This is a genomic window from Moorella thermoacetica (assembly GCF_001267405.1).
Lineage (GTDB): Bacteria > Bacillota > DSM-521 > Neomoorellales > Neomoorellaceae > Neomoorella > Neomoorella thermoacetica.
On sequence record NZ_CP012369.1, the window covers coordinates 201,075 to 219,278 of the forward strand.

Consider the following 18,204-nt stretch of genomic DNA (forward strand, 5'->3'; position numbering starts at 1 on the left):
TGTCAAGACCGGGCCGCTGTCCGGGCAGCACCCCTGTTGTTGAACGGTGTTTGATCGGGTATGTTATGATGAAAGAGGATTCCATGGGGGCTTGCGCCCCCGCCAGCGAACAATGCAATTTGAGCTTAAATAAAGCCGAGCCGCCGCTTTAGCAATTGAGCACATAGTTTGCAAGCCAAAAACCACCGGGGGCCGGAGGCTGTACCCTTCAGCCCCCAGGAAGCTTAAAGTGAGGTTTTATGGGCATAACGGTAAGGGAAGCCTTGAAGCTGGGCGGCCTGCGCCGGGCTAAAGTAGTGGCCGGCGAGGCCGGGCTGGAAAGAATTATAAAATATGTGGACATCCTGGAGATACCCGATCCCCGCGGGTGGTTCAGGGCCAACGAGCTTATCATTACAACTAGTTATGCTATCAGGAACGATCCCCGGGCGCAGGCGAATCTACTGCTGGAGCTGGCCAGGACAAATGGGGCCGGCCTGGCTGTAAAGTTCGGCCGTTTTATCGGCTCGGTACCGGAGGAGATGCGGCGCCTGGCGGATGAATTAAAGATACCCCTCCTGGATGTTCCCGATGATATTCCCTACGTCGAGATTACCAACCCCCTCATGGCGGCCATTGTCAATGAACAGGCGCGGCAACTGGAGTATTCGGAAAGGGTCCACCGTGAGCTCACCAGGGTGGCCCTGGAGGCGAGCAACATCCAGGCGGTGGCTGCGGCCCTGGCGACCCTGGTGGAGCGGGAGGTGGTTATTTGCGACGAGGAATTGCAGCCCCTGGCAGTGTCAGGGGCAGTGTCAGGTAAGGGGTCTGCGGGCGGGTCCCTGCAATTGCCACCGGAGGAAATCAAGAGGTTACATTCAGCCCAGAAAGCTGTGGAGATAACCCTCTGGTCCAGGAATGTCCGGAGGCGGTATTTTGTCGCCCCCATTGATGTCAGGGAGCACCGCTATGGCTATATACTGGTGGATGGGCAGACGCCCCTGAGTGAACTCAATCAGATCGCCCTGGAACACGCCGTCACAGTGACGGCATTGCAGATGGTCAAGGAAGAAGCCGTTGTCGAGGCCCGGAGGAGCCTGCAGCGGGATTTACTGGAGGACCTGATAGCCGGAGCCCTGCGCCACCGTGAACTCGCCATCAGCAGGGCCGAGGCCCTGGGGATTCTCCTCGAGGAACCCAAGGTCATTATGGCCATTGATATAGATGATTTCACCGGTTACCTCCTGCACCAGCCCGGTGCCCAGGAGGCCAATGCCGGCGTGTTAAAGCGCCGCTTCCACCGGGCGGTAAACTCCTGCTTCATGGCCTTTGACCGGCGGGTGCTGACCGTGCAGCGCAGTGACAGTGTTGTCGGCATTTTGCCGGCAAACGGCAGGGAGATCCGGGGGGCGGAAGACTGGCGGGTATTGCGCGGTATGCTGCAGGAACTGGCCGCTTCTATCCAGCTTAAAATCGCCCGGGAACTGGATGGCGTGACCGTTACCATTGGGATAAGCTCCATAGCCGCGGATCCTATGGAGATTAGCGAGCGCTACCAGGAAGCGAGGACGGCCATCAGGCTGGCCCGGCGTCTCAATGGGAAAGGCACCGTCGCCTTCTGGGAGGATGTGGAGTTATATCATGTCCTGGGACAATCGGGTGAGACCCTGGAGAGGTTTTACCGTTCGGTTCTGGGGGAACTGGACCGGCCGGAAGTGAAAAACCGGGAAGAACTCCTGGAAACCCTGCGGGTCTATCTGGAGTGCCAGGGGAATGTAATGGCTTCCGCCGCGAAACTCTATATCCACCGCAACACCATGCGCTACCGTTTACAGCGGATTGAGGAGCTCCTGGGGCGGGACCTGGATTCGCCGGATGAACGGCTGGCCCTCTGGCTGGCCCTCAAAGCCCGGGGCCTCATCAGGTCGGAACAGTGAGCTGTGCGAGTTGCACAAAACAAGCCCCGCTATTTTTATGCCGTTCGGCCATGGATGCCAGGCGGCTTTTTTTATATAATCCTGCTCTAGGTATTAATTTGTCGATATTTGTAAAGGAGGATCAGGTATGCTGGCGGTTATTAGAGTCCTGACTACTGACGACGAAGACCTGCTAAATGCCCACGGCCGCCTGATCAGCGAGCGCTACGGGATACCTACCCGCAGCTATTGCATCCCGGATCAGCCCCGGGGCATTTATGACGACGAGACTGAAAGGGTGGCTGTACCCAAAATTGTGCAGCTGGCCCGCCGGGTCGAGGAGGAAGGAGCCGGGGCGATCTTTATCAGCTGTGCCGCGGATCCGGCCCTGGCCGAGGTGCGGGCAACCTGTAAAGTACCCGTTATCGGCGCCGGGTCGGCGGCAGCGGCCGTAGCCCTGGCCGCAGGGGAAAGGATAGGGGTTTTAAACCTCATGGAATCTACCCCGGCAGCCGTGGCCGCGGTCCTGGGCCGGCGTATGGTTGCCCAGGCCAGGCCCGAGGGGGTTACCAACACCCGGGACCTGATGACACCCGAGGGCAAAAAGCAGGCCCTCAAGGCCGCCGGGTTGCTGGTCGAAAAAGGAGCCGACGTCATCGTTTTTGCTTGTACAGGTTATTCAACCATTGGCCTGGCAGGAGACATAAAAAAGCATTTAGGGGTAAGGGTCATCGATGCGGTGGAGGCCGGTGGACTCATCGCCTCGTATGTCCTGCCGCGCTGAAAGGAGAAGGAGTAATTTGATCGAAGGGAAAGCTACAGTGGAAAAGCACCCCAGGGCATTTGAACCAGCCGTCCTCATCCTCAATATTATTCTCTCGGTATTGGGGTCGATTATCGGTCTGCAGATCCTTACTACCCTGGGGGTCACACCCAACACGGCCATCATTGGGGTACTGGTAGCCCTCGCCCTGTCGCGCATCCCGGGAGGGTGGATGGCCAAATACCGTTCCATTCACCGCCAGAACCTGGTCCAGTCGACCATTTCCGGCGCCACCTTCGGGGCAGCCAACTCCCTGCTGCTGCCTATCGGCATTCCCTACCTCTTCGGCCGTCCCGACCTGGTTGTGCCCATGCTCATAGGAGCGACCATGGGCATGTTCATTGACTGGGCCATGCTGTACTGGTTCTTCGATTCCCGGATTTTCCCCGGCCAGGCCGCCTGGCCGCCGGGTGTGGCGGCAGCCGAAGCCATCTATGCCGGTGATGAAGGCGGCAAGAGGGCCTGGTTACTCGTCTGGGGCACCATTATCGGGATCATTGGTTCTTACTTCAAGGTTTCCATGTCCGCCTTCGGGGTGGCCTTTATCGGCAATGTCTGGGCTTTGACCATGTTTGGCCTTGGGCTGCTGCTGAGGGGTTATTCTGTAAAACTCTTTGGCTTTGATATTGATAAACTCTATATCCCCCACGGGATGATGATTGGAGCCGGTCTGGTGGCCGGAATCCAGATATTGCTCATTCTTCTAAAGGGAAGGAAAGAAACGACGGCTTCCGGGGATGCCCCTGCGGCCGCTAACTATACGCGGAGTGAAAAACAGGTCGCTAAAGGCCTGGCCCGGGGTTTTGGCCTCTATATCGTCGCAGCCCTGGTCCTGGCCATGCTGGGCGGCCTCTACACCAGCATGCCGGCGTGGCAGTTGCTGTTCTGGGCCGTTTTCGCCGCCGTTTCCTGCATCCTGGCTGAGTTTATCGTGGGGCTTTCAGCCATGCACGCCGGCTGGTTCCCGGCCTTTGCCACGGCCCTGATTTTCCTGGTCATCGGCATGGCCCTCGGCTTCCCGGCCCCGGCCCTGGCCCTGCTGGTGGGCTTTGTCGCTTCGGGGGGGCCGGCCTTTGCCGACGCCGGTTATGATTTTAAGGCCGGCTGGATCCTCAGGGGTGAAGGCCGGGATCGCGGTTTTGAGCTTGACGGCCGCTGGCAGCAGTTCCTGGCAGGTGCTTCAGGCCTGGTCGTGGCCTGGGCCATGGTCACCCTGACCCACGGTATCTATTTCCGCCAGGGCCTCTTCCCGCCGGTGGATAAGGTTTACGCGGCGACCATCAAAGCGGGGGTAGACGCGGCTATCATCAAAAATCTGGTCCTGTGGGCCATACCCGGAGCCCTGATTCAGGCCCTGGGCGGTTCTGAAAAACAGCTGGGCATCATGCTGGCCACCGGCCTTTTAATCCTCAATCCCCTGGCGGGTTATGCCGTGCTGGCGGGGATTTTGATCCGCACCCTGGTTTTGAAGTTTAAGGGGCGGGAAGCGGAGACCCCCATGACCATCCTGGCAGCTGGCTTTATCGCCGGCGATGCCCTCTACGGTTTCTTTAACTAGGTATATAAAGCCAGGTGGCGGTAGTGAAAGGGGAAATGGTAATGGGCTCAAGGATAATCCTTGATAATGAGGTCGTGGAGGCGGCCGTCCTGGGAGGGGCCATCCTGGGCGGAGGCGGGGGCGGCTCCATGGAAATGGGGCGCCAGGCCGCCCGCCTGGCGGTAGAACTCGGCAGTCCCGAATTGATAACCCTGGATTCCCTCCCTGAGGACGCCGTCCTCCTTACCGTTTCGGCTGTAGGCGCGCCGGCGGCCAGGACGGTCTATGTCAAGCCGGTGCATTATATCCGTACCGTGGAGTTATTTCAAAAGTACACGGGCCAGGAGATCCGGGGCTTAATCACCAATGAGTGCGGCGGCCTGGCTGCTGTCAACGGCTGGCTGCAGGCCGCCGCCCTGGGGATACCGGTTGTCGATGCCCCCTGCAACGGCAGGGCCCACCCCACCGGGGTCATGGGCTCCATGGGCCTGCACCGGCTGTCCGGTTATGTTTCCCGGCAGGTGGCCGTTGGCGGCAACCCGCAAACCAATAGCTATGTGGAGGTTTTCGCCTCCGGGTCCCTGGAGACTGCCGCCGCCCTGGTCCGGCAGGCCTCGGTGCAGGCCGGCGGCATGGTGGCCGTGGCCCGGAACCCGGTTACCGCCGGTTATGCCAGGGAGAATGCCGCCCCCGGAGCCATCGGCAGGTGTATTGCCGTGGGCCGGACCATTATCGAGAACCGGTCCAGGGGGCCCCTGCCGGTCATCGAAGGGGTGGCCGGGGTTTTACAGGGAGAGATTGCCTTTACAGGCCGGGTAGCCGCCGTCGACCTGGAAACGACCGGAGGTTTCGACGTCGGCAGGGTGGTTGTCCGGGATGGTGACAGGCTGGCAGAACTCACCTTCTGGAACGAGTATATGACCCTGGAAATCGGCAGTGTGCGGAAAGGGACCTTTCCTGACCTGCTGGCCACCATGGACCTGACCACCGGCCTGCCCTTATCTTCGGCGGAGATCAAGGCCGGCCAGGAGATAGCCATTCTACACGTTCACCGCGACCGGCTGATCCTGGGGCGGGGCATGAAGGCCCCCGAACTCTTCCAGGTGGTCGAAAAGGCCACCGGCAAAGAAGTAATCAAGTATATCTTCTCATAGGCATCTTCGCCAGAGTTATTTCCATTTCCAGACGAGGGGTGTATTGACAGTGTCCTTCAAACAAGTTATCACCGCCTATGAGCTCCTTGACAGCGCCCGTGTCGATGGCTGGGCTGTGGCCGGGTTGCTGAAGGAAGCCGGCCTGGAAGACGTGGAAGTCAAGCGTATCACCGGGCCCAAAGGTTCCACCGATTTCATCAAAGTCAGGATTCCCGGGAGCAACGGGAAAATGGGAGGCGGGGAGGCGCCCACCCTGGGGATTATCGGCCGCCTCGGCGGCATCGGCGCCAGGCCGGAGAGGATCGGCTTTGTCTCCGACGGTGACGGCGCCCTGGCGGCTGTAGCCACGGCTTTGAAACTGGGGCCATGCAAAAGAACGGCGACACCTTAACCGGGGACGTCATTATCGCCACCCATATCTGTCCCCAGGCGCCTACCAGGCCCCACGATCCGGTACCTTTTATGGATTCACCGGTAGATATCGCCGAAATGAACCGCAACGAGGTCGACCCGGCCATGGACGCCATTCTTTCCGTCGACACTACCAAGGGTAACAGGGTCATCAACCATCGCGGTTTTGCCATCTCGCCGACGGTTAAGGAGGGGTATATCCTGCGGATCAGCGAGGACCTCCTCGACCTGATGCAGATTGTCACCGGTAAACTGCCGGTGGTCTTCCCCCTCACCACCCAGGATATTACCCCCTATGGCAACGGCCTTTATCACCTGAACAGCATTTTGCAGCCGTGCGTAGCTACAGCGGTGCCGGTTGTCGGGGTAGCCATTACCGCCGAGGTGCCGGTGCCGGGATGCGCCACCGGGGCCACCCACCTGGTAGATATAGAGGCGGTGGTGCGTTTCTGTATCGAAGTGGCCAAGGCCTTCGGCCAGGGTAAGTGCCATTTCTATGACGGGGAAGAATTTGAGCGCCTAAAGGCCCTTTACGGCGCCATGAACCACCTCCAGACCCTGGGGAAAGAACAGTAGGCCCTGCCGGGGACACCTGTCCCCGCGTACCGGTACCGGTAAAAAAGGAAGGGAGGACATCCGAGTGACCAGGAAAGTTGGCGCGATAACCATCGGGCAGTCGCCCCGGGTTGACGTGGTCCCGGAAATAAAGGAGATCCTCGGGGACAGTATAGAAGTGTTGGAGGCGGGCGCCCTGGACGGTTTGACCCGTGAGGAAATAGCGGCTCTGGCGCCGGGACCCGGGGATTATGTCCTGGTTACCAGGCTGCGGGACGGCAGTTCGGTAAGGATTGCCGAGGAGAAGATCCTGCCGCTGATGCAGGCCCGGATCGACGGGGTGGTAGCAGCGGGGGCGGAGGCTGTTTTGCTCCTGTGTACAGGAGAGTTCCCGCCCTTTTCTTGCCGGAGGTTAATTCTGAAACCCCAGCTAATCCTGCATCATTTTACCGCCGCTGTGGCGACCGGGAGGCGGCTGGGAGTGATCGTCCCCGATGCCGGCCAGGTAGAGGAGACCCGGAAACGCTGGGCCGGGGTCGGCAGCGACCTGGCTGTCGAGGCGGCTTCGCCCTACGGGCCGGTCGACGCCATCTGGGAGGCGGCGGCCAGGTTACAGGCATGGCAGGCAGAATTAATTGTCCTGGACTGTATAGGATTTAATATGAGCATGAAGAGGGAGATCAACAGGCGCACCGGTATCCCGGTTATACTGCCGCGGGCGGTGGCTGCGCGTACCCTTATAGAACTGGTATCCTGACGGGGAGGTGGTTGCTTTGCCAACCCTAAAAGAAGTAGCCAGGGAGCTCTTGCGGGTGAATATGGCCCTGGAGAAAGGCGAGACCCTGCTGGTTGTTACCGACACGGAGACGGCAGCTATCGGGGAAGCCATCTTTCAGGCCGGCGTAGAAAGCGGTGCCGTGGCCTCGATCATTAAAATGCCGCCTACCGCCAGGCCAGGGGCCGAACCCCCCCTGCCGGTAGCGGCGGCTATGGAAAAGGCCAGGGTGGTTATCTGCCCGACCAGGAACTCCCTGACCCACACCCGGGCCAGGATTCAGGCCTGCCAGGTCGGGGCGCGGGTGGCAACCATGCCCGGCATCAGCGAGGATATGTTTTTCGCCGGAGCGGTGGCGGCCAATTATGACGAAGTGGCCCGGCTGAGCACAGAGCTGGCCCGGCGCCTTTCGACGGCCCAAACGGCCCTGCTGGTAAAAGACGGCCTTAAGCTGCGCCTTTCTCTGGCCGGGCGCCAGGGTGTAGCCAGCACCGGCCTGTACCGTCACCCCGGGGAAGCGGGTAACCTGCCTTCCGGTGAGGCCTATATCGCCCCCCTGGAGGGGAGGGCCGAAGGAGAAACCATTATTGACGGCTCAGTAGCTGGTATGGGTCGCCTGAGAGGGCCTATTAAGGTCACTATCCGCGGAGGGAGACTGGCGGCCGTCGAGGGACCGGAAGGGGAAGAGCTCCTCAAGCTACTCGGCGATGATCCTGCGGCCAGGAACCTGGCCGAGCTGGGTATAGGCACCAATGAAAAGGCCCGGGTTACGGGCAATATTTTAGAAGACGAAAAGGTCTATGGCACCGTCCACCTGGCCTTTGGCGACAACACGACCTTTGGCGGCGAGACCAGGGCGGGGGTGCATATTGACGGCGTGATTACGGCCCCGGATTTATACCTGGATGGCGAACTGGTCCTCTCCGGAGGGAAGATAATCCTGTAATCGAAACCGCCGTACAGGGTTGGTGAAACTCCGCCGGTCATAACCTGGCGGAGTTTTGCATTAACTATAAGTTACCTGGCGCCCCAAGAAGGATTCAGTCGCTGCGTGGCGAATATCTCCTTTTTGTAACCTTCAGGGGAAGAAGGGATTTTGTTTTGTCACGTTGGCGTTACCGGCCGTTGCTGTGGGCCGTGATTATTCTGGCGACTTTGGCGGCCGGGGTGGTGGTCGTCAACAGGGTGCGCCTGGAGGAGGCCAATAAAGCCGTAACTGTGGCGGTGGACTTCCAGCAGGTGCAAGAGCTGGCCAGGTGGAGCGGCTTGACGACCAGGGAAACCCTCATCCGCCTGCAGCAGCAGGGAGTAAATGCCGTCCTTTTCAAAGAACCGACTATTGCCGATCTCCAGCAGGAAATCTGGGTTAAACCCGGGGATGAAGCGCTCGCCTTCTTCCCGGCGGCCCTCCAGGGGCAGGTAAGGCACGACTATACCTATCTCTTTACCCGGGACCGGGAGCTGGCCGGACAACTGGAGCTCCAGCTGGAGAATAAAGTCCCGGGCCGGCTTCAGGTACTTGACGGCCCGGGCTTTACCGCCCTGGGGGTACCCCTGCCGGTCCAGGAATTAGGGAATCTGGGCCTGGGGTTCCCGGTTAAAGACCTGGAAATGGCCCGCCAGCTTGGTCTCTTGATTGTTCCCCAGGTAAAGAACTGGTACGGCGCCAACCCGGCGACCCTGGCGGCGACCCTGCGGCCCCTGGCCGCCTACAGGGATGATCTTGCCGCCCTGCTTTTTTCCGATAAAGACCTGCCCGGTTACCCCCGCTATCTGGTCAACCTGGCGGCTCAGGTAGACCAGCTCCAGGTACCCGTGGGGTTGGTGGAGTTCTTCCCCCAGACGGGAATCAACCAGCTGGTCATGCTCCTGGATAAAAGGGCCATCCGGGTGCACAGCATCAGCGCCGAGGAAATGAATACTATGTCTCCGGCAGCAGCCCTGGAACGCCTTGAGCTGGCGGCCCGGGAGCGGAACGTGCGTCTCCTCATTGTCCGGTTCAGGTTTGCCCCGGGTTCGGCCAGCTGGCTGGAGGACAACCTTAATTTTGTGGGCAAAGTAAGTAAGATGCTGGCGGCCGACGGCCTGACCACCGGCCGGGCCATGCCCTTCGCCGCCTTTCCTTACTCGCGGTTATGGGTATTTTTAATCGGCCTGGGGATCCTGGCAGCCGGGGTCCTGCTACTAGCGGAGCTGGGCCTCGAAGGTCCGGGTCTGGTCCTCGGTCTCCTGGGACTCCTGGCCTGGACGGGAGTCCTGGGCTTGAACTACCAGGTATTGCTGGCCCGGAAGATTATGGCCCTGGGGGCGGCGATTATTTTCCCGACCCTGGGACTGCTCACGGCCTGGTCGCCGGAGCCCCGTAGTTTGCGAACCAGTGTGGCCATTTTACTCCGGACGGCCCTCATCTCCCTGCTGGGGGCCGTGGCCATCGCCGCCATCCTGGCTGACAATACCTTCATCCTTAAGATCAATCAATTTAGCGGCGTCAAGATCGCTTTTATCGTACCCCTGGTTATCTTTGCCGCGGCGGTTATTATTCGCCGGGAGGGGCGACGCACGGGGACTATCCTCAGGGGTTGGCTTGATGCCGATCTGACCGTCAAACTCGTCATCCTGGCAGTGGTGGTTGCTGCAGCCGGCCTGGTTTATATCAGCCGCAGCGGTAATGATGGAGTGGGGCTCCTGCCCTTTGAAGGGCAGATGCGTTCTTTCCTGGGCAATGCTTTGCTGGCCCGGCCGCGGACCAAGGAGTTTCTTCTGGGCTACCCCTTCCTGCTCTTGAGCCTGACCCTGGGTTACCAGCACCGTTACCTGCTCCTGTGGCTCCTGGGCCTGGTAGGGCAGATATCCCTGGTCAACACCTACTGCCACCTTCATATTCCCTTCCTTATTTCCCTGCTCAGGACCTTCAACGGCCTCTGGCTGGGCCTCCTGATCGGCGTCCTGTTGGTTCTGGCAGTCCGCCAGGCCGGGCATTTCTGGAGGAGGAACGGAATTTGGCCAGGGTAGTAATCTCCGGTTATTACGGTTTTCAGAACGCCGGGGACGAGGCGGTCCTCTACAGCATCGTTAAAGCCTTGCGCTCCCTGGAACCGGACATAGAGATCACTGTCCTTTCCCGGCGTCCGGAGCAAACGGCGGCCTGTTTAAAGGTCCGGGCAGTAGACCGCTGGCACCCGGTCCGGGTGGCCGGGGCTATCCGCCGGGCCGACCTGGTTATCAGCGGTGGGGGTAGTTTGTTCCAGGATGTTACCGGGCCTAAAAGCCTGCTCTATTACCTGGGTATAGTGTTGCTGGCCCGGTTATTGCGGAAGCCGGTAATCGTCTATGCCCAGGGACTGGGCCCTTTGAAACGCCACTGGAGCCGTTGGCTGACGGGCCGGGTATTAAACCGCGTCCAGCTTATCTCCCTGCGGGACAGCGAGTCACGGCGGCTGCTGGAAGAGCTGGGGGTTACCCGGCCGCCGGTCTATGTAACGGCCGACCCGGTCCTGGGCCTGGAGCCTGAAAATATGGACCTGCGGCCCGGCCAGGATAAATGGGAGCAACTGGAGCTTTCCGGGCCGGTGATCGGGATTTCAGTGCGCTCCTGGCCGGGGTATGAGGAGTGCTGGCCGTCCCTGGCCAGGGTAGCTGACGAGCTCGTGGCCGGGGGGTGGCAGGTTTTATTTTTGCCTTTTCACTTTCCCGCTGATGTCGACGCCTGCCGCCAGGTAGCCCGCCTGATGCACAGTCCGGCAGTTGTTCTACGGGAAAACCTGGACCTGCCGGCCCTGATGGGCCTGATGGGCCGGTTGCAGTTTTTGATCGGCATGCGTCTCCACGCCCTGATCCTGGCTTCTTTGATGGGGGTTCCTTTCCTGGCCCTGCCCTATGACCCCAAAGTGACGGCCCTGGCCAGGATGATGGAGCAGCCGGTCGCCGGCTTTCTGGCGAGTGTCAGTTATACCGGCCTGGAAGCAGCCGTCAAACAGGCCCTGGCCGAACGTGAGGAAAACGCCCGGCGGGTACAGGCCGCGGTGGCCGAACTGCGGCCTCTGGCCCTGGACACCGCCCGGCTGGTAATAGAGTATTTGCGGAAAGGAGCAAGGGGCTGATTACCGGCCCTGACCTATGGCAGTCGCGAATGATGGCAAGCCAGCCCGGGGTCCTGAGGGCACGCCGGTAGCCCGGATGGCCCGGGCGGCGAGTGTTGTATTGGTATTGAACCTTTTGAGCCGGGTGCTGGGCTTTGTCCGGGATGCCAGTATTGCCGCCCGCTTCGGCGCCGGGCCGGCCACCGATGCTTACCTGGTGGCCTACACCATCCCCTTTTTCCTGCAAACCATCCTGGGGATGGCCTTTGTGACGGTGATGGTGCCGGTGGTCACTACTTACCTGGTGCGGGGCGACCGCGACCAGGGGTGGGCGGTAGCCAGCGCCGTGGGCAACTGGACGGCCCTGATCCTGGGATTGCTGACCATTGTGGGCCTTGGGGTGGCGCCCTGGCTGGTCCGGCTCATGGCGCCGGGTTTTCCGGCGCCGGTCTTCGATCTGGCTGTCAAGCTGACCCGGATTATGTTCCTCTCCCTGGCCTTTATGGGTACAGGCATGCTGGTCAGCGGTATTTTAAACGCCGGTTATATCTTTACTTCCCCGGCCCTGGCGCCGGCAGTGAGCAACCTGGTGATTATTGCCACGGTGATCTTTGCCGGGTCAGCCTTTGGTATCACCGGACTGGCGGTGGGTACTGTCCTGAGCTTCGTGGCTTACCTGTTAATCCAGCTTCCCGACCTGCCGCGCCTGCAGTTCCACTACACCTGCAGCCTCATGGCAGGTCACCCGGCAGTGCGGAGAATCGGCCGGCACCTCCTGCCGGTATGTTTCAGTTTGGCGGTAGTCCAGCTCTACCTGGCGACGAACCGCTTTTTTGCTTCCCAGCTGGAGCCCGGGAGTATTACCGCCCTGGACTTTGCCAACCGCCTGGTGAACCTGCCCCTGGGGGTCTTTGTCGCCAGCGTGACCACCGCCATCTTTCCCTCCCTGGCCGAGCAGGCGGCCCTTAATGACCGCCGGGAAATGGCCCACCTGACGGACCGCGGCCTGGGGCTGGTGGCTCTGACTATTTTGCCGGCGGCGGTCGGGATGATTGTCCTGCGGGTGCCCCTGGTGCAATTGGTCTTCCAGCGCGGGGCCTTCGATCCCCGGGCTACGGCCATGACGGCTGTGGCGGTACTCTTTTATTCTGTTGGCCTCCTGGCTCAGGCCATGCATCCCATCCTTACCCGGGCCTTTTACGCCCTCCAGGATGTGGTTGTCCCGGTGGTTACAGGTATTATTTCCGTTGGCCTGAACATCCTCCTTAGCTATTTCCTGGCCCCGCGCCTGGGGCACGGCGGCCTGGCCCTGGCCAATTCCCTGGCGGCCAGCATCTACGCCCTGATGCTTTACCTGGCCCTCTACCGGCGCCTGCCGGAGTTAAAAGTAACCTTGCTCTTAAGTACCATGTTGCGGATTTTCCTGGCGGCCATGGGCATGGGACTCCTGGTCTGGCTGGCCGGAAGAGGCCTGCATGTTTTCACCTGGTCGCGGCCCCTCCTGGGGCTCCTCGTGCGGATGACGTTGTTAATGGGGGGCGGGGGCCTGGCTTTCTGGGTTCTGGCCCGGTGGCTGAAGGTAGAGGAAGTGACCTTCATCACCGCCATGATCCGGCGGCGCCTGGAGCGAGTTTTCTAATGCCGGCAGGAATAAGGGGATAAGTGGCGAATATATTTATTACTATTGTCCAAGAACCATATGTATAAAGTGAAGTGACAACGTGGACTGGAATGCTATCCAGGGGATTTTACCCCATCGCTACCCCTTCCTGCTGGTCGACAGGGTCCTGGAGGTAGAGGCGGGCCGGCGGGCAGTGGGCCAGAAAAACGTGAGCGGTAACGAATGGTATTTCAGCGGTCATTTTCCCGGCCAACCGGTAATGCCCGGGGTACTGATAATGGAAGCCCTGGCTCAAGTCGGGGCGGTGGCTCTCCTGAGCCTGCCGGAATTTCAGGGCCGGCTGGCCCTTTTCGGCGGTATGGACCGGGTCCGCTTCCGCCGCCAGGTAGTCCCGGGGGATGTCTTGCGCCTGGAGACGGAGATTATCAAGCTCAAGGGCCGGGTCGGTAAGGGCTACGGCCGGGCCTTCGTCGGCGAAGAGCTGGCCGCCGAGGGCGAGCTTCTCTTTGCCGTGGGCGAAAAGATCGAGTAAGAGGAGGAACCGCAGGTGGATATCCTGGCCTTGGCACTAGCCGGGATAGTCAGTTTCTTACTGACACCTTTGCTTTGCCGGATAGCACCCCGCCTGGGGGCTGTAGATAAACCCAACGCCCGCAAGATTCATCATACCCTTATGCCCCGCCTGGGAGGGGTGGCCATTTATGCGGGGTTTATGCTGGCTTACTGGCTGGGAGGGTATCGCCATCAGGAATACCTGGGGCTCTTCCTTGCCGGGACCTTTATCATGCTTGTGGGTATAATTGATGATATCCGCTCCTTGAGCCCCCGGCTGAAGCTCCTGGGGCAGATCATAGCGGCCGTCATCCTGGTGGCCTTCAGTGTCCGGGTGGATTTCCTGACCAACCCCTTCGATGGCCTTTTTATCCTGGGGAAACTGGCTATCCCGGTTACTATTTTCTGGCTGGTAGGCGTTACCAACGCCTTGAACCTTGTCGACGGACTGGACGGGCTGGCAGCAGGAACCTCTTTGATAGCGGCCGTAACCATCGCCGTTGTCGCCTGGTTCAACGGCGAGCTGGTAGTAGCTTTTCTCTCCCTGGCTCTGGCGGCAGCAGTCCTGGGTTTCCTGCCCTTCAACTTTCACCCGGCGCGGATTTTTATGGGCGATAGCGGGTCCATGTTCCTGGGCTTTAACCTGGCGGCCCTGGCTACCATCGGCCTGACCAAGAGCGCTACGGTAATATCCCTCTTTATCCCGGTGGTAATCCTTGGACTGCCAATTCTGGACACCATGTTTGCCATTGTCCGTCGCTTCCTCAATCACCGGCCCATCTTTGCCCCGGATAAGGGGCACCTGCACCACCGCTTGCTGGCCCAGGGTTTGAGCCAGCGCCAGGCAGTAGGGGTTATTTACCTCGTTGATGCCTGCCTGGGTGGCAGCGCCATCCTCCTTAGCCGGGTGGCTACGGACCAGGGGGTGCTGATCCTGATCGGGCTGGCGGTAATTATCCTGGTGGGTTGCGATAAATTGGGGATTATTGGCAGGGGCGGCCTGGCCAGGGCTAAAACCCGGCATAATACCCTGCACATGTTCTAGGGGAGGTGGTAGCCCTGGATGGCCGTAATTATCTTCTGCTAGCCCTTTTACTTTTAACCCTGGGGCTTGGGCTGGCTGGTGGCGCCCGGGCGGGAGCGGCCGCTGCCGGCTCCCAGGAGGACCCGGTGGTCACCCGCAGTTATGTCCAGGAAGCGGTAGATAACCGCCTTGAACCCCTCCGGCAACAGCTTGATGCAGCCAGCAAGCGCCTGGCAGCCCTCCAGCAGCGCCTGGATAGTTTGAAATAGGGATTTCCTGGTGCAGATGTGAAGGATCGTAGTCATTGACTGCGGTCCTTTTTGCATTTATGGCACGCCTGGGGAAATAATACGGAATGAAAATCTCCAGGAACGGGGGGCAAAAGGTTGCGCGACCTGATTATTGAGGGCCTTTTAATCCTGGCCTTTATCGTGGCCGGTACCGGCCTGCTCTTTTACCTTCATAAACGCGAGTTGTTGTAAAGACCTTTCCGGAGGAGCCCCTCATGGGGGGGCTGCCGCCCCCCCTCAACAAACCATAAAAATGTGGGTTCAGGTAAGGGCTGGCGGGTACAGGCGGAGGGCGACTTGGTTCGAGGCGTCAGCAAACTCAGCGAAGCCGAAGCGAGGCGGCGGTGAACGGGATGGGGATCGCAAAGTGGCTTCAGGAACGAGAAGTACCACGCCACGTTATGAATGATCAAAGAGATAAAGCCGAGCCACCCCCGACGCCGAGCAAGGCTGAGCGCCAAGTTTGCTCGCTGAGAACCACCGGAGCCCGTAGCTGTACCCGCCAGCCTGTAGTAAAGCGCCTGCCAATAGTAACCATTTTTGGCAGAAGTCTATTTTGAAGGAGGTACATCAGCGTGAAATTCGTGGAGGTTTTTCTGCAAACCCTGCTGGCCTTCTTTGCCATCCTGATCTATACTCGGATCCTGGGCAAGCAGCAGATAGGCCAGTTAACTTTTTTCGAGTATATCAACGGCATTACCTTCGGCAGCATCGCCGCCGTCCTGGCCACCGATACAGCCCCCAACCAGACCTGGATGCACTTCCTGGGTTTGACCCTCTTTGCCTTTTTTACCTGGTTGGCCGGGTATGCGGTCCTGGTGAGCAGGCCGGCCCGGAAATTGATCTCCGGTGAGCCTACAGTGGTCGTCCATAACGGTAAAATATTGGAAGAAAACATGAAGAAAATGCGTTATAATTTTGATGAGCTGGCCATGCAGCTGCGGCAAAAAAATGTCTTTGATATTGCCGATGTTGAATATGCTATTATGGAGCCTGACGGGGACTTAAGCGTGCTCCTCAAGTCCCAGAAGCGACCCCTGACACCTTCTGACCTTAAGCTATCGACCAAATACGAAGGGGTACCCACTGAGCTCATTGAAGACGGGGAGATCCTCTTCCAGAATCTCCGGCAGAATCACCTGGACGAGAAGTGGCTCATCCAGCAACTCTAGGCCCAGGGGATACAGGATATCAGCCAGGTTGACTATGCCGTTCTCCGGAGTAACGGCACCCTTTATGTCAATACCAAGGAGGACGATATTATCAACCCGGTGGATATCACCGACGCCCCGGAAAGCCCGGTGAAAACAGAGAAGGAAGAGCAGGATCGCCCCTGACTAAAAGGAGGTACAGAGCTCTTATGGCTATTAAATTTGGGACCGACGGCTGGCGCGCCGTCATTGCCGACGAGTTCACCTTCGCCAATGTGCGCTTGGTCACCCAGGCCACGGCCAATTACCTGCTCCGGGAGGCCGGCAGCGGGAAGATCATTATCGGTTACGATAACCGTTTCCTGGCCCCGGAGTTTGCCCGGGCTGTGGCCGAGGTCCTGACTGCCAGCGGTTTTACCGTCTACCTGCCGTCCCGGGCGGTGCCCACACCGGTAACGGCCTGGGCCATTAAGCATTACCAGGCCATGGGTGCGTTAATGCTTACCGCCAGTCATAATCCTCCGGAATACTGCGGCTTGAAGTTTATCCCCGAATATGCCGGGCCAGCGGTGCCTGCCATTACCTCCGCCATTGAAAAAGAAATTGCTGCCGTCATAAATGGGGGAGAAGTGAAGACCCTTAACCTGGATGAAGCCCGGGGCCGGGGCCTGGTCCGGGAATTGGAACCGGAGGCCGATTACCGGGAGTACCTGCACGGGCTCATTGACGTTGAGGCCCTCCGGAAGGCCGGTTTGAAGGTCGTAGTCGACCCCCTCTATGGAGCTGGTATAGGCTACCTGGAGGATTTCCTGCGAGGGGCCGGCTGCCAGGTGCAGGCCATACATAATTACCGGGATCCCCTGTTTGGTGGCGACTTACCGGATCCCAGCGCCCGGGGCCTGGAGGAACTCAGCCGGCGGGTCCGGGAGACAGGTGCCCATCTGGGGCTGGCCCTGGATGGCGATGCCGACCGCTTCGGGGTAGTAGACGGGGACGGTACCTACCTGACGGCCAACCAGGTCCTCTACCTGGTCCTGGCCCATTTAATCATGGACCGCCATTACCGTGGTCCGGTAGCCAGGACGGTAGCCACCACCCATAACCTGGACCGCCTGGCCAGGGCCCACGACCTGGAGATAATTGAAACCCCGGTCGGCTTCAAGTATATAGGAGAGGCCCTGCGGGAAAAGGGCTGTATCCTGGGGGGAGAAGAGAGCGGGGGCTTAAGCATCCGGGGGCATATTCCGGAGAAGGACGGCATCCTGGCGACGGCCCTGGTGGCTGAACTGCGGGCGGTCCGGGGCCGGAGCCTGGGGGAGATTTTGGCGGATTTGCATTCCAGTTATGGCCATCTGGTCAACCAGCGCCTGGATATCAAGGTAGACCCGGCTACTAAAGAAAGGGTGCTGCAGGAATTACCGGATTTTGCCCCCGCCAAGGTAGCGGGCATACCGGTAACCGGGCGTTTGACGGTAGACGGGGTAAAATTGACCCTGGCCGACGGCAGCTGGGTTTTACTTAGACCTTCCGGTACGGAACCCCTCCTGCGTTTATATGCGGAGGCGCCCGACGCCGGGCGTCTCCGCCTGTTGCAAAAAGAAATAACCACTGCCCTCAGGATTTAAAGTAGCGGGCGTATTCTTCGGCCGAGAGTTCCCGGTAACAGTTGGGGCACAGGGACCCCATACCGGGAACCTCGACGGCGTCTTCCAGGCTAAGGCGCTCCATCAGGCTCAGGGAAGCACCGCAGCGCAGGCAGGCATCGCCGGTTGCAACCATTTTTGGCCACCTCCTTCGCACCCTATTTGGTCGCCAGGCATAGGATGGAGCAGGGGGGTGAAGAGATTATGGGCTACCAGGCACCTGTAACCCTGCTGGCATCTGTCGTTTCCCTGGCGCTGGCCTACGGCTGGCTCTGGCGGCGTTATCAAGCCTGGGGGTTAAATTATTACCGCCTGGTTATTTTAGTACGTAACCAGGGAGAATACCTGGAAGGGCTCTTGCGCCAGTTTTTTAGCTGGCGCTACTGGCATGGTTTACCTCTGGAGCTGTGGGTGGTTGTCGAAGCACCCTGTGAAGCAACCCTAGCTATCTTGCACCATTTCCTCTATCCCTATCCCTGTTGCCGGGTACTTTGTATAGCCCGGGACTCACCGGTAACAGGTGCGGTTCCGGCCTTGACCGCCGGGGACGGTGAAGTCCTGGACCTGCGGGAAGAAACAAACTTTTTCCGCGCCGGGGCCAAATTATACCAGGTTTATTCAAAAATGCTAACTTGATAGAAGGAGAAATTATAACTGGTGGCGAATAAAGCATATATTCTTATTTAAGGGGAAT

At 59.6% G+C, this 18,204-nt stretch carries 17 protein-coding genes and 1 pseudogene; 17 read left to right on the forward strand and 1 reads right to left on the reverse strand.

Translation table 11 applies throughout. The features are described from left to right. Positions 1–239: 239 nt before the first annotated feature. From MOTHE_RS01090 to MOTHE_RS01160, 16 genes and pseudogenes are all read left to right on the forward strand, one after another. Positions 240–1,916: a PucR family transcriptional regulator gene (locus MOTHE_RS01090; protein WP_053094562.1), complete on the forward strand. Its 1,677-nt coding sequence runs from the start codon at positions 240–242 to the stop codon at positions 1,914–1,916. Positions 1,917–2,043: 127 nt separating this feature from the next. Beyond that, positions 2,044–2,679 carry an aspartate/glutamate racemase family protein gene (locus MOTHE_RS01095; RefSeq protein ID WP_011391752.1) on the forward strand — a complete coding sequence of 212 codons (636 nt, stop codon included), beginning with the start codon at positions 2,044–2,046 and terminating at the stop codon, positions 2,677–2,679. After that, complete coding sequence (locus tag MOTHE_RS01100) at positions 2,663–4,276, forward strand: OPT/YSL family transporter (protein WP_162490109.1); 1,614 nt, start codon at positions 2,663–2,665, stop codon at positions 4,274–4,276. The genes MOTHE_RS01095 and MOTHE_RS01100 overlap by 17 nt, the downstream gene beginning before the upstream one ends. A 41-nt stretch (positions 4,277–4,317) precedes the next feature. After that, positions 4,318–5,409 (forward strand): S-methyl thiohydantoin desulfurase family protein, encoded by a 1,092-nt coding sequence (locus tag MOTHE_RS01105; RefSeq protein ID WP_053095198.1) that lies wholly within the window; start codon positions 4,318–4,320, stop codon positions 5,407–5,409. 49 nt (positions 5,410–5,458) lie between these two features. Then, positions 5,459–6,396: pseudogene (locus MOTHE_RS01110) on the forward strand (DUF1177 domain-containing protein). Positions 6,397–6,460: 64 nt separating this feature from the next. Further along, positions 6,461–7,132 (forward strand): AroM family protein, encoded by a 672-nt coding sequence (locus MOTHE_RS01115; RefSeq protein ID WP_011391756.1) that lies wholly within the window; start codon positions 6,461–6,463, stop codon positions 7,130–7,132. 16 nt (positions 7,133–7,148) lie between these two features. Further along, entirely contained in the window at positions 7,149–8,096 is a 948-nt protein-coding gene (locus MOTHE_RS01120; protein ID WP_011391757.1) for an aminopeptidase, read from the forward strand. Between the two features lie 155 nt (positions 8,097–8,251). After that, the gene (locus tag MOTHE_RS01125; RefSeq protein ID WP_011391758.1) at positions 8,252–10,162 is read left to right on the forward strand and encodes a DUF5693 family protein; all 1,911 of its coding nucleotides are present in this window, start codon (positions 8,252–8,254) and stop codon (positions 10,160–10,162) included. After that, positions 10,150–11,250 carry a polysaccharide pyruvyl transferase CsaB gene (csaB, locus tag MOTHE_RS01130; RefSeq protein WP_011391759.1) on the forward strand — a complete coding sequence of 367 codons (1,101 nt, stop codon included), beginning with the start codon at positions 10,150–10,152 and terminating at the stop codon, positions 11,248–11,250. The genes MOTHE_RS01125 and csaB overlap by 13 nt, the downstream gene beginning before the upstream one ends. A 16-nt stretch (positions 11,251–11,266) precedes the next feature. Then, positions 11,267–12,868, forward strand: coding sequence for a murein biosynthesis integral membrane protein MurJ (gene murJ, locus MOTHE_RS01135; RefSeq protein WP_011391760.1), 1,602 nt, complete (start codon positions 11,267–11,269; stop codon positions 12,866–12,868). A gap of 82 nt (positions 12,869–12,950) precedes the next feature. Beyond that, the gene (gene fabZ, locus MOTHE_RS01140; protein WP_011391761.1) at positions 12,951–13,382 is read left to right on the forward strand and encodes a 3-hydroxyacyl-ACP dehydratase FabZ; all 432 of its coding nucleotides are present in this window, start codon (positions 12,951–12,953) and stop codon (positions 13,380–13,382) included. A gap of 15 nt (positions 13,383–13,397) precedes the next feature. Beyond that, positions 13,398–14,447 (forward strand): glycosyltransferase family 4 protein, encoded by a 1,050-nt coding sequence (locus tag MOTHE_RS01145; protein WP_053094564.1) that lies wholly within the window; start codon positions 13,398–13,400, stop codon positions 14,445–14,447. 5 nt (positions 14,448–14,452) lie between these two features. Next, a complete protein-coding gene (locus MOTHE_RS01150; RefSeq protein WP_011391763.1) occupies positions 14,453–14,695 on the forward strand; it encodes a hypothetical protein in 243 nt (80 codons plus the stop codon). Positions 14,696–15,291: 596 nt separating this feature from the next. After that, positions 15,292–15,888, forward strand: a complete 597-nt coding sequence (locus MOTHE_RS01155; protein WP_236683259.1) for a DUF421 domain-containing protein — start codon at positions 15,292–15,294, stop codon at positions 15,886–15,888. A 9-nt stretch (positions 15,889–15,897) separates the two neighbouring features. Further along, the gene (locus tag MOTHE_RS14165) at positions 15,898–16,053 is read left to right on the forward strand and encodes a hypothetical protein (RefSeq protein ID WP_422879653.1); all 156 of its coding nucleotides are present in this window, start codon (positions 15,898–15,900) and stop codon (positions 16,051–16,053) included. Positions 16,054–16,076: 23 nt separating this feature from the next. Then, positions 16,077–17,492, forward strand: coding sequence for a phosphoglucomutase/phosphomannomutase family protein (locus MOTHE_RS01160; RefSeq protein ID WP_011391765.1), 1,416 nt, complete (start codon positions 16,077–16,079; stop codon positions 17,490–17,492). Here MOTHE_RS01160 and MOTHE_RS13210 read toward each other — a convergent pair. Further along, a complete protein-coding gene (locus tag MOTHE_RS13210; protein WP_155767714.1) occupies positions 17,482–17,646 on the reverse strand; it encodes a hypothetical protein in 165 nt (54 codons plus the stop codon). The two genes, MOTHE_RS01160 and MOTHE_RS13210, sit on opposite strands and share 11 nt — an antisense overlap. Positions 17,647–17,648: 2 nt before the next feature. Here MOTHE_RS13210 and MOTHE_RS01165 point away from each other — a divergent pair, with 2 nt between their 5' ends. Continuing rightward, the gene (locus MOTHE_RS01165) at positions 17,649–18,146 is read left to right on the forward strand and encodes a hypothetical protein (protein WP_071522574.1); all 498 of its coding nucleotides are present in this window, start codon (positions 17,649–17,651) and stop codon (positions 18,144–18,146) included. The last annotated feature ends 58 nt before the right edge of the window (positions 18,147–18,204 follow it).

Bases quoted from the DNA above. Each gene is read 5' to 3' on its own strand.
- MOTHE_RS01105 (WP_053095198.1), top strand. From the start codon at position 4,318: ATGGGCTCAAGGATAATCCTTGATAATGAGGTCGTGGAGGCGGCCGTC.
- murJ (WP_011391760.1), top strand. From the start codon at position 11,267: ATGGCAGTCGCGAATGATGGCAAGCCAGCCCGGGGTCCTGAGGGCACG.
- MOTHE_RS01100 (WP_162490109.1), top strand. From the start codon at position 2,663: ATGTCCTGCCGCGCTGAAAGGAGAAGGAGTAATTTGATCGAAGGGAAA.
- MOTHE_RS01090 (WP_053094562.1), top strand. From the start codon at position 240: ATGGGCATAACGGTAAGGGAAGCCTTGAAGCTGGGCGGCCTGCGCCGG.
- MOTHE_RS01160 (WP_011391765.1), top strand. From the start codon at position 16,077: ATGGCTATTAAATTTGGGACCGACGGCTGGCGCGCCGTCATTGCCGAC.
- MOTHE_RS13210 (WP_155767714.1), bottom strand. From the start codon at position 17,646: ATGGTTGCAACCGGCGATGCCTGCCTGCGCTGCGGTGCTTCCCTGAGC.
- MOTHE_RS01095 (WP_011391752.1), top strand. From the start codon at position 2,044: ATGCTGGCGGTTATTAGAGTCCTGACTACTGACGACGAAGACCTGCTA.